At 72.2% G+C, this 10147-nt stretch carries 10 protein-coding genes and 1 pseudogene; 3 read left to right on the plus strand and 8 right to left on the minus strand.

Annotated features, from left to right (window positions below):
• Nucleotide 1 precedes the first annotated feature (1 nt).
• The 5 genes from AB0C20_RS20880 to AB0C20_RS20900 are packed head-to-tail and all read right to left on the minus strand — an operon-like array spanning nucleotide 2 to nucleotide 5375.
• Complete coding sequence (locus AB0C20_RS20880) at nucleotides 2-2023, minus strand: cation:proton antiporter (RefSeq protein ID WP_357568564.1); 2022 nt, start codon at nucleotides 2021-2023, stop codon at nucleotides 2-4.
• Nucleotides 2020-2823 (minus strand): protein kinase, encoded by an 804-nt coding sequence (locus tag AB0C20_RS20885; protein WP_330438591.1) that lies wholly within the window; start codon nucleotides 2821-2823, stop codon nucleotides 2020-2022. The genes AB0C20_RS20880 and AB0C20_RS20885 overlap by 4 nt, the downstream gene beginning before the upstream one ends.
• A gap of 8 nt (nucleotides 2824-2831) precedes the next feature.
• Complete coding sequence (locus AB0C20_RS20890; protein ID WP_266304679.1) at nucleotides 2832-3413, minus strand: FHA domain-containing protein; 582 nt, start codon at nucleotides 3411-3413, stop codon at nucleotides 2832-2834.
• Nucleotides 3410-3835 carry a hypothetical protein gene (locus tag AB0C20_RS20895; RefSeq protein ID WP_357191096.1) on the minus strand — a complete coding sequence of 142 codons (426 nt, stop codon included), beginning with the start codon at nucleotides 3833-3835 and terminating at the stop codon, nucleotides 3410-3412. The genes AB0C20_RS20890 and AB0C20_RS20895 overlap by 4 nt, the downstream gene beginning before the upstream one ends.
• 4 nt (nucleotides 3836-3839) lie before the next feature.
• Nucleotides 3840-5375 (minus strand): hypothetical protein, encoded by a 1536-nt coding sequence (locus AB0C20_RS20900; RefSeq protein ID WP_357568565.1) that lies wholly within the window; start codon nucleotides 5373-5375, stop codon nucleotides 3840-3842.
• A 141-nt stretch (nucleotides 5376-5516) separates the two neighbouring features.
• Here AB0C20_RS20900 and AB0C20_RS20905 point away from each other — a divergent pair.
• Nucleotides 5517-5939: pseudogene (locus tag AB0C20_RS20905) on the plus strand (energy-coupling factor transporter transmembrane component T); the annotation flags it as partial.
• 298 nt (nucleotides 5940-6237) lie between these two features.
• Here the strand turns inward: AB0C20_RS20905 and AB0C20_RS20910 are convergent.
• A complete protein-coding gene (locus AB0C20_RS20910) occupies nucleotides 6238-6633 on the minus strand; it encodes a hypothetical protein (RefSeq protein WP_357191092.1) in 396 nt (131 codons plus the stop codon).
• Nucleotides 6634-6924: 291 nt separating this feature from the next.
• Between AB0C20_RS20910 and AB0C20_RS20915 the strand changes: the two genes are divergently transcribed.
• On the plus strand, nucleotides 6925-7221 hold the full coding sequence (locus tag AB0C20_RS20915; protein ID WP_196919265.1) for a thiamine-binding protein: 297 nt from the start codon (nucleotides 6925-6927) through the stop codon (nucleotides 7219-7221).
• 189 nt (nucleotides 7222-7410) lie between these two features.
• On the plus strand, nucleotides 7411-8853 hold the full coding sequence (gene gndA, locus AB0C20_RS20920; RefSeq protein WP_355009268.1) for an NADP-dependent phosphogluconate dehydrogenase: 1443 nt from the start codon (nucleotides 7411-7413) through the stop codon (nucleotides 8851-8853).
• 125 nt (nucleotides 8854-8978) lie between these two features.
• Here the strand turns inward: gndA and AB0C20_RS20925 are convergent, their stop codons facing one another.
• Together AB0C20_RS20925 and AB0C20_RS20930 are read right to left on the minus strand one after the other, a co-directional pair.
• Nucleotides 8979-9740 carry a pirin family protein gene (locus AB0C20_RS20925; protein WP_357191088.1) on the minus strand — a complete coding sequence of 254 codons (762 nt, stop codon included), beginning with the start codon at nucleotides 9738-9740 and terminating at the stop codon, nucleotides 8979-8981.
• Complete coding sequence (locus AB0C20_RS20930) at nucleotides 9737-9964, minus strand: thioredoxin reductase (RefSeq protein ID WP_357191086.1); 228 nt, start codon at nucleotides 9962-9964, stop codon at nucleotides 9737-9739. Before AB0C20_RS20930 ends, AB0C20_RS20925 begins: the two co-directional genes overlap by 4 nt.
• Nucleotides 9965-10147: the final 183 nt, after the last annotated feature.

The following is a 10147-nucleotide window of genomic DNA, read 5'->3' on the forward strand; positions in this document are numbered from 1 at the left end:
CTCACGCCCGGTCCGCGCCGGGAGCCGGCACAGTATCGCACCCGTCCCGCTCATCCCGGGACCGCGGCGGAACCAACCACTGCCCAGCGGCGGCGTCCACCGACCTTCCACCCTGGACGGTGAGGTGCGCCCCGTCGGAGGCGGCGTCGCGGCCGGCAATCCGTAGGACCCCCGTCGGCGCCTCCCCGCCAGTGTCCACGGTCACCCCCTGCCGGACCAGCGCGCGAACAGCCGCGTTGGCCCGCCGGGCCCCGCCGCCGGAACCGACCGGCTCCACCATCAGCGGCACCCCCGCGCCCGCCGCGAGCTGGGCGGCCACCCGCAGCGCAGCCGGCCCGTCGGCGCCGTCCGCGGCGACCGCCACGGCGGGCCAGGGGCGGGCCGGCAACCGGTGCGCCGTGACCCACACCGCGTCGGGCACGTCCACGTCGGCGGGCTGGGTGGACAGCACCACGGCCGGCTGCGCCGTCGCCACCTCGCCCGCCAGCTCACCTCGGGGGTCGGTCGCATACCGCACCAGCACCGGCGCGCCGAGACCCGCGCTGCGGACCGACTCGGCCAACCGGGCCAGCTCCCCCATCGCGGCGGTCATCCCCGCCAGCTCCGTGTGCAGGCCCGCACCGACCTCCACGGCGACTACCGGGTACGGCAGCAGGCGGTTCAGCACCACCTCGGCGGGTCTTCGGGATCCGGCCAGGTCGACCGCGAGCGCGGTCAGTTCGGCCGCCCGCTCACCCTCCGGCACGACCACCAGCACCCGGTGGGTGTCGGGCCCGCCGAGCGCGGCCCGCTGTGCCTGGGCGATGTCCCGGTCCACCAGGCGACGGGGATAGATCACATTGAGCAGTGGCCCGGCCATCACGGTGGTGACCAGGGCCATGACCACCATCAGCGAGAACAACTCAGGGTTGAGGATGCCGAGCTGCAGACCCACGGTGAGGATGACGATCTCGGTGAGGCCACGGGTGTTCATCAGGGCCGCGAGCGCCCCCGCCGGCCGTCGGGCGACCCGCTGCGAGCGGGCGCCGAGGTACGCGCCGACGAACTTGCCGCCGATCGCCGTGACGAGGATGAGGGCGAGGTCCACCACACCGGAGAGACCGATCCGGGACAGGTCGACCTGGAGCCCGGCGATCACGAAGAAGACCGGGAGCAGAAGCAGCACGGAGACCTGCTCCAGGCGCTCCAGGATCTCCTCCCGCAGCGCCGCACCGTCCACCCGCGGCATGATCGCGCCGAAGACGAAGGCACCGAAGATGGCGTGCAGGCCGAGCAGCTCCGTGGCATAGCAGGACAGCAGCAGGCCGACCAGGATGACACCGAGCACGTCCGGGGTGAGTCGGCCGGCACGTGCCCGGACGACCGTCAACCGGCGCAGCATCGGCCGCACCCAGCCGAACATCACCAGCAGGTACGGTGCCACGAGCAGCACCTGCCACGGGAATCCGGCCTCCGCACCGCCCACCGCGACGACCCCGGCCAGCAGGCACCAGGCGACCACGTCGTCGACGGCGGCGCTCGCAAGCGCCAGTCCGCCCAACTCCGTCCGGACCATCCCCCGATCGGCGAGGATCCGCGCCAGCACCGGAAAGGCGGTGACCGCCATCGCGGCGCCGAGGAACAACGCGAACGGCACCACCCGGTCGACGTCGTGCCGCCCCGCCAACCACCCGGCCAGACCGACGCCGAGGCCAAGTGGCACGACGATCGATCCCAGCGAGACCGCGGCCGCCGCCCGCAGCCGGCCCCGCACCAGCGACTGGTCCAGCTCGTAGCCGATGATGAACATGAACAGCACGAGACCGACGTTCGCGAGCCCGGACAGGGCGGGCCGGATCTCGGTGGGGAACAGCCGCCCGCTCAGCTCGGCGCCGAAGATGGTCGGACCGAGCAGCACACCGGCCACGATCTCGCCCACCACCGGCGGCTGCCCGAGGCGCTTCGCCGCCGCCCCGAGCAGGCGGGCGAGCGCAATCACGACGGCCAGGGCGAGCAGGAGTTGGCCGACCGCGTGCGCGGTCACGCCTCGTTCTCCGCGGCGATCCCGTCGAGCCGGGCCGCGACCTGCGCCGCGGTGGGACGGTCGCCCGCGGGCGCCAGGCAGTCCGCCACCAGCCCGCGCAGCGCGTCCGGCAGGTCGGGGTCGACGCGGGGCGGCCGCGCGAGCACCGCCCGCAGGGCGAGCAGCGCGTTTCCCGGGGGCAACTCGCCGTGGACGCCGCTGCCGGCGAGCACCCGGTGCACGGTCGCGCCGAGGGACCAGACGTCACCGTCGGGTCCGGCGGGGTCGCCGAGGAGCACCGCCGGGTCGACGTACTCGACCGAGTCGGCCGACCCCATCCCGGTGATGGTGGCGCCCTCGGTGAAGATCTGCGAGAGGCCGAGGTCGGCCAGCCGACCGCCACCGTCGCGCAGGAGCACGTTCCCCGGCTTGATGTCGCGATGCGCGATGCCCGCAGCGTGCAGGGCCGACAGCGCCCGGGCCGCGTCGGCGAGCGCCCGCAGCGCGGTCGACCGGTCGACCGGTACGGCGGGCTGGGCTAGCGAGCCGTCCGGCAGGTATTCGGTCGAGTAGTAGAAGAAGCCGTCGTGCTGACCCGCGTCGTACAGGTCGACCAGGCACGGGGACCTGACCGCGGCGAACGCGGCGAGCTCTCGGGTCGCCCGCCGGAACGCCGTCTCCTCGGACTCGGCGTGCAGCACCTTGACGGCGACCAGGTCGGCCGGGATCGGGAGCCGGGCCGGCCGGTTCGCCAGGTAGAAGGTCCCGTGGTTACCTGAGCCGAGCGGGCGGATGAAGGTGTAGTCGGCGATGCCGCGCACGGGCTTCCTCAGGGGTTCCGGTGGGATTCGTACCGCAGCCACCGTGCGGCGAACTCGATCTGGGTGCCGGGCCGGATCACGACCGGCTCGCCGGCGGGCACCCGCCGGGTGTCGGCGTCCGCTGCCTCGCGCAGCATGGTGCCGTTGGCGGAGCCTAGGTCCACCACCGCCACCTGCCAGCCGCGCAGCTGGATCCGCAAGTGCAGGCGGGAGACTCCGGAGATCTCGCCGGTGAGCCGGACCTGCCGCGCCCGCCGGGCCCGGACGTCCGGATGCTGCTCCGGACGGCGCCCGACGACATAGTCCGTGTCCAGCCGGAAGGTGACCCCATCGTCGGTGAGCAGCACGCCGAGTGGCGGCCGCGGCGCCAGCCGGGTGGCGAGCGTCTGCTGATGCATGGCGATGCCGCAGCGTTGGCAGTAGCGCAGCCCGGGGTCGTTGAAATGGCCGTTCCGGCAGTCCACGCCCTCGACCATCGCCGGCAGCACGACCGTCGGCTCACCGGCCGTCGTCGCGACCACCTCGGTGGCGCCGGCGACGAGCAGCACCGCGGTGAACGGCACGGCCGGGTCCGGCTCCCGGCCGCTCACCCGATCCGCCCGCCGAAGAAGCGCCAGCGCAGGAACGGCACCCGCATCGGGCCGTTGGCGACCAGCCAGACCGCCAGCCAGACCGCCGAGAAGTGCAGCAGGAACGCACCGAGCGGAGGTGGCCCGGCGAGCCCCGGCAGCGCGTGGTGGTCGAGCAGCAGCCAGATCAGCGCCGCCTCGGGCACCCCCGTGCCCAGACCGAACAGCAGCGGCCAGTCCTTCTCCCAGCGGAACTGCATGAGCAGGTGGTAGACCAACTCCCAGCCGACGCCGAGGACGGCGACGGCGAGCAGCACCCCGAAGGTGTCCCGGTAGCCGACACCGGAGGGCAGCAGCGGGGTCACGATCGCGGTCACGAGTGAGCCGACGACCGCCAGGAGCACGAGCCGGGTCTGGATCCGTCCGGCGAGGGTGGGCACCATCGTCTCAGCCCTTCTGACCGGCAGGCCGGCCACGCATCCACCGCACCCACTCCACGGTGGAGCGCACCGGCCCGAGGCGGGCGCCGAAGCCTCGGCGCGCCAGGTCGTCGGCGATCTCCTGGGCTGCGATCTGCAACCCCAGGAAGGTGTCCACGCCGGGGAAGTAGCCGCCGAGGGTAGCCGTGCCCGAGGCGTAGAGGGCACCGTCGCCGCTCGCTGTCCCGCGTACCTCGAAGTGCCGCTCCACGTCGAGGCGGCCGACCGGGTTGCGGCCGGCGCCGCCATGTTCGAGCAGGTCCGCGATGACTCGGTGCTCGGCGATGTCGGCCTCCAAGCCGGTGCAGTCGATGACGTAGTCCGCGAGCAGCGTCATCGTGCCGGCGTCGCCGGTGACCCGGCTGGCGATCCGGCCGTCGGCGGTCGGTTCCACCTGGTCGACCGTGCCCTGCCAGGTGCGGTACCAGCCGCCCTTCCGGCCGGCGCGCATCTGTTCCTGCCAGCGGCGGCGCTTCGGCGTGTTGGTGCCGCCCATCGCGGCGTACGCGGCGGCCCGGTCCGCGCCCTCGAGGCGGCGCATCCGGGCCTTGAGCTGGCCGCCCCACACCGACTTGGGATAGTTGAACCCCTGGTACGCCCATCCGTCGCCGCCCCGGCGGCGCAGCCACGGGTGCGGCCCGTGCGCGCCGCTGACATAGGTGCGGAACAGGTGCTCGATCTCGGTACCCAGACCGTGCCGTTCCCGGTCGTCCATCAGGCGCTGCAGCACCCGGGACGCGACGATGCCGCCGCCCCGGACCAGCACGGTGCCCGGCCGGGTCTTGAGCACCTCGTACACGTGCTCGTGCGGCTCGTAGGCGTTGACCACGTGCTCGAAATCCTGGTGGGTCTCGCGGAACTGCTGCAGGTCCGGCAGGAAACGCAGGCCGGGATAGCCGACCGCGAGGTGCACGAATCGGGACCGGTAGGCAACCCGCCGGGTCGACGAGCTGCCGGCCGGCGGAGTGAGGATGGTGAAGTAGCCGCCCCCGGCACGCCGCCGGACCATCCGCACCACGCCGTCGACCAGCATGTCCCGGTATCCGATCCGCTCCGCCTCCCGCTCCAGGCCGGCGAACACCTGCCCGGCCCGGGGCGTCCAGTAGTCGCTGAACAGCGGCTCACCCAGCACGTGCAGCAGCGGCCGAAGGCTGCGCTCCTGCCAGGCCTCCGCCACCGCGTACGACGGGAAGCCCCAGATGTTGTCGGGCCGGGAGGACGAGTCGGAGCGGATCCGCTCGTGGCGCGGAATCTGCGACACCCGGGTCAGATATTCGTACGTCTGCCAGGGATGGTCGATGTTGGACAGCACCCGGATCCGGTCGGCAGCCACTCCGGCGATGCGGAGGTAGTCCACAGTGACGAAGGAGCCGATCCCGCCGCCGACCGTCACGAACGGGACATCCACCACCGGTATGCCGGCGCCGGCCAGCATCTCGTCGGTCCACACGTCGCTGGCCAGCAGTTCGGAGTTGAGATCTCCGGCCGCCTCCTGTTGTTCCACCAGACCGCTCCCCGTCCGCGCGGCACGCCCCGCCCGTGCCACGTCGGAGAGTTTCTAGCACGGCGGCCGACGCCCCGCTGCCCCGCGAATCCGGGAACGGACCCCAGCCGCGGCCGGGCCCCACTGGTTTCTCCGGTGCGCCTACTGCTCAGCGCCGCCGGCATCCTGGTCACACTGGTGCTGTTCGCCGCCGACCGGTCCGGCCGGGTCCTGCTGGACGCCGGGCCGGTGTTGGTGAGCACCGGCGTGCTGCTCACCGCGCTCGGCCTGGTGCTGCGGGTGTTCGCGGTGGCCCTACCCGGTGTGCTCGTCTTCGCGACCACCGACCCCACCGACCTGGCCGACGCGTTGGTCCAGAACGCGAAGGCGCCGGCCCGCTTCGCCATCGGGGCGCTGGCCGCGTTCCGGCTGGTGCCGCTCCTCGGCCAGGAGTGGCAGATGATCACCATGGCCCGCCGGGCGCGCGGGGTGGACGCCGGCCGCGATCCGGTGGCCAAGCTGCGGCTGTTCGCCTCCACCGCGTTCGCCCTGCTGGTCGGGGCGATCCGTCGAGGCACCAAGATCCACACAGCATCAGGGATGTGGTGGCCTCGCTCGCCATGGAGGCCACTACATCCCTGATGTTGCTGTCACCACCCCGCGCCCAGCGCCCCCGCCCTCGCCCGCCTACGCCGATCTTGCGACTTCTGTCGTTGGTTCATCCCGATATACCGTTTATGCGAGGACAGGAAGTGCAAGATCACGGGGCGCAGCGGGGCCGGGCGGCCCGGGGCAGGGTGGGTTAGGCCGGGCGATCCGGGGCGGGGTGGGGCGCGGCGGGGCCGGGCGGCCTCGGGCGGACGGGGCGGGGTGGGCGGCTCGATCAGCTGCGGCGGAAGGCGTAGCGGCGGGCCTGGCCGGCCTGCTGGCTGCGGCCGCCGGAGCGGTTGCCGCCACCCTGCGGTGGCCCTGCTGTCGGTGCCTTCGGTCGTGCGGCTGGCTTGGGCAGATCTCCCACCGTCGGCGCGTCGACCGCTGCCGGCACATCGACCGGCGGCGCCACCTCGCCCAGGCCAGATGCCGGCTCCACCAGCACCGCCGGCAGGGCCGGCTCGGCCGGCAGGGCCGGTTCCACCAGCACCGCCGGCAGGGCCGGTTCGACCGTGAGGTCCAGGTCGGGGCGGGTGGGTGGAAACGGGCCGTTGCCGGCCGCCGGGTCGACGCCGAGCGGCGTCGCTCTCGGGGTACGGGTCTTCTTCGGGTTACGCCTGGCAGGCATCCGGGCCTCCTTCAATGCCGACCGGCACGGCCGGTCCCGCGCTGCGGCGGTCGGTCGGATCGGCTGGTGACCGCCGTTGCGCGACGGTCGAGTGGGGAAGGGACTGCTCACCGGGGCCAGGCAGGGCCATCGCCGCCGAACGGCGGGGAGGGAATGCGGGACGCCCGGGAGCGCACGGACCGCGACGCGGGACGGCGGGCCGGCTCGGAAGTGGGGGCGTCAGTTACGCATGTTCGTACCGTAGCCACCGCCCGACCGACGCGCATCCGTTTTTACTGGCACGATCAACACATGCTGATCGCGTTCTCGATCACCCCGCTCGGCGGTGACGACTCCGTGGGTGACCTGGTCGCCGAGGCGGTGCGGGTGGTCCGTGCGTCCGGTCTGCCCAACCGGACCGATGCCATGTTCACCACCGTCGAGGGCGAGTGGGACGAGGTGATGGCGGTGGTGAAGCAGGCGGTCGACGTGGTCGCCGCACGGGCGCCCAGGGTGAGTGTGGTGCTCAAGGCCGACGTCCGGCCCGGGGTCACCGACGCGCTGACCGGGAAGATCGCCCGAATCGAAGCCCGTCTCGCCGAAGGCTGACGCGCGCGGCGCGGGATGACGACACGTTTCCCTGCCCGGGGCTCACCGACCACTGCCGAGAGCCCGAGCCGCCAGGGGCAACGTCCACATTACGTGCAGTAAAGGGACGTCGATCACTGGTCCGTATCGGCTCACATCACGGTAAGTTTCCAAACGCTGATAGTGGTGTGACGAGAGGTGGCGGCACGAATGGCTGATCAGGCGAGGGCACAAATCGGTGTGACCGGGCTGGCGGTGATGGGTCGCAATGTGGCCCGCAACCTGGCCCGCAACGGCTTCACGGTGGCAGTGCACAACCGCTCGCCGGAGCGCACCCGCAGCCTGGTCGCCGAGCACGGCGACGAGGGGACGTTCCTGCCGGGCGAGACGATGGCCGATTTCGTGGCGTCACTGGAACGACCCCGCGCGGTCATCGTCATGGTGAAGGCCGGTGCGCCCACCGACGCGGTGATCGACGAGTTGGTGCCGCTGCTCGACGAGGGCGACATCATCGTCGACTGTGGCAACGCCCACTTCGCCGACACCCGTCGCCGTGAGGAGGCGCTGCGGGCGCAGGGGCTGCACTTCAGCGGCACCGGCGTCTCCGGCGGCGAGGAGGGCGCGCTGCGCGGGCCGAGCATCATGCCGGGCGGCTCCGCCGAGTCGTACGCGAAGCTCGGGCCGATGTTCGAGAAGATCGCCGCCCAGGTGGACGGCGTGCCGTGCTGCACGCACGTCGGGCCGGACGGCGCCGGGCACTTCGTCAAGATGGTGCACAACGGCATCGAGTACGCCGACATGCAGCTCATCGCCGAGGCGTACGACCTGCTCCGGGCAGGCCTGGACGCAACGCCGGCCGAGATCGCGGAGATCTTCCGAGAGTGGAACAACGGCGAGCTGGAGTCGTTCCTCATCGAGATCACCGCTGACGTGCTCGCGCACACCGACGCGGCGACCGGCCGGTCGTTCGTGGACATCGTGCAGGACCGGGCCGAGCAGAAGGGCACCGGTCGGTGGACCGTGCAGAGTGCCCTGGACCTGGGCATCCCGATCACCGGGATCGCCGAGGCGACGTTCGCCCGTTCGCTCTCCGGGCACGTCGACCAGCGCGAGGCGGCCCGCCGGGCGTTCCCCGACGCGGGTGAGAAGTGGCAGGTGACCGACCGGGAGACCTTCGTCGAGGACGTCCGCCGGGCGCTGCTCGCTTCCAAGATCGTCGCGTACGCGCAGGGCTTCGACCACATCCGCGCGGGCAGCCAGGAATACAACTGGGACATCGACCTTGGCGGCACCGCGACGATCTGGCGGGGCGGCTGCATCATCCGGGCCCGCTTCCTCAACCGGATCCGTGAGGCGTACGACGAGCAGCCGGACCTGCCGACGCTGCTGGTGGCGCCGTACTTCGCCGAGGCGGTCAGCGCTGGCGTGCCGAGCTGGCGGCGGGTGGTGGCCGACGCGACCCGGGCCGGTGTGCCGACGCCCGCGTTCTCGTCGTCGCTGGCGTACTTCGACGCGTTGCGGGCGGAGCGGCTTCCCGCCGCGCTGATTCAGGGTCTGCGGGACAACTTCGGCGCGCACACCTACCAGCGGGTGGACCGCGAGGGCTCGTTCCACACCACCTGGGCCGCCGATCGCACCGAGTCGCCGGCGTAGCCGGGGTGGCGCCCTGCGCGCCACCGTGATCGTGCTCGATCCTTGATGTAGTGGTCTCCCCCGGCGGGGAGGCCACTACATCCATGTTCGGGCGAGATCATGGGGGTAGGCCGCGCGGGTGACGGTCAGGCGACAGTGGCGTGCATCTCCCAGACGAGGATCTCGGCCGGTTCGTCGGCGGTGACACGCCGGCCACCGGTCATGGTGAGCCGGGCGGCGTCGCCGCTGCCGAGCGGACCGCTGCCCTCCAGGGTCACAGTGCCGTCGGGCACGTAGACGTGCACGTAGGGCGCGTCCGGGATGGTGACCTCGTCGCCGGGGGCGAGACGGGCGGCGTGCAGGGTCGCGTACCGGTTGCGGATCCGGATCGCGGACGCGCCGTCGTACCGGTCCATGCCGGAGGCGATCGGCACCAGGCCCCCGCGTAGCAACTCGTCCTCGATCTCGAGCTGCTCGTAGCCGGGGTCGACGCCCTGCTCGTCGGGGAGCACCCACATCTGCACGAAGTGCACCGGGTCGGTGTGCGGCTCCTGGTTGTGGAGCCGCCAGGCGTCGTTCTTCTCCGAGTGCAGGATGCCGGTGCCGGCGCTCATCCGCTGGGCCAGACCCGGGTAGATCACCCCGGAGTGCCCGGTGGAGTCCTGGTGCACAAGGGAACCACGCAGCACCCAGGTCACGATCTCCATGTCCTGGTGCGGGTGGGTCTCGAAGCCGGCCCCCGGTCGGACCACGTCGTCGTTGTTGACAAGCAGCAGGCCGTGGTGGGTGTTGGCCGGGTCGTAGTGCCGGGAGAACGAGAAGGAGTGCTTGGAGTCCAGCCAGGAGATTCGGGTGGCGAAGCGATCATCGGCACGACGGATGTCGACGGCGGGCGCGGGCGCGGTCACCAGGCACGCTGCCCGGCGTCGGGGGTCGACGGCGCCCAGGTCAGGGCCGGCTCACCGGTGGCCAGTTCGGCGATCTCACCGGTGCGCAGCTGCGCTGTGTGGCCGAACTCGGCGCAGTGCTGCTCGGCGATCTCGGCGCAGATCTCGGCCACCTGTTCGCACATCGGGTCGCCCAGGTCGGCGGCGTTCAACGCCATGATCATCTTGAAGCGGAGATCACGCATCTGCCCCCCAACCGCCGTCGTCCCACCACCTCCGGACCCTACCCGCCGCCCGTGCGCAGGACCCCGAAACAACCAACCCACCCCAACCCGCCCACCGGCCGCGCGCCCACCCCGGGTCGCGTCGATCATGGAGTTGTGGTGGTGAACATAAGTCACAAGGGCGCCTAACCCGGCCACCACAAC

Source organism: Micromonospora sp. NPDC048843 (genome assembly GCF_040649965.1).
Classification (GTDB): Bacteria; Actinomycetota; Actinomycetes; order Mycobacteriales; family Micromonosporaceae; genus Micromonospora; species Micromonospora hortensis.

Coding starts and splice junctions, on each gene's coding strand:
- gndA (WP_355009268.1), top strand. CDS start 7,411: ATGGCTGATCAGGCGAGGGCACAAATCGGTGTGACCGGGCTGGCGGTG.
- AB0C20_RS20895 (WP_357191096.1), bottom strand. CDS start 3,835: ATGGTGCCCACCCTCGCCGGACGGATCCAGACCCGGCTCGTGCTCCTG.
- AB0C20_RS20915 (WP_196919265.1), top strand. CDS start 6,925: ATGCTGATCGCGTTCTCGATCACCCCGCTCGGCGGTGACGACTCCGTG.
- AB0C20_RS20930 (WP_357191086.1), bottom strand. CDS start 9,964: ATGCGTGATCTCCGCTTCAAGATGATCATGGCGTTGAACGCCGCCGAC.
- AB0C20_RS20910 (WP_357191092.1), bottom strand. CDS start 6,633: ATGCCTGCCAGGCGTAACCCGAAGAAGACCCGTACCCCGAGAGCGACG.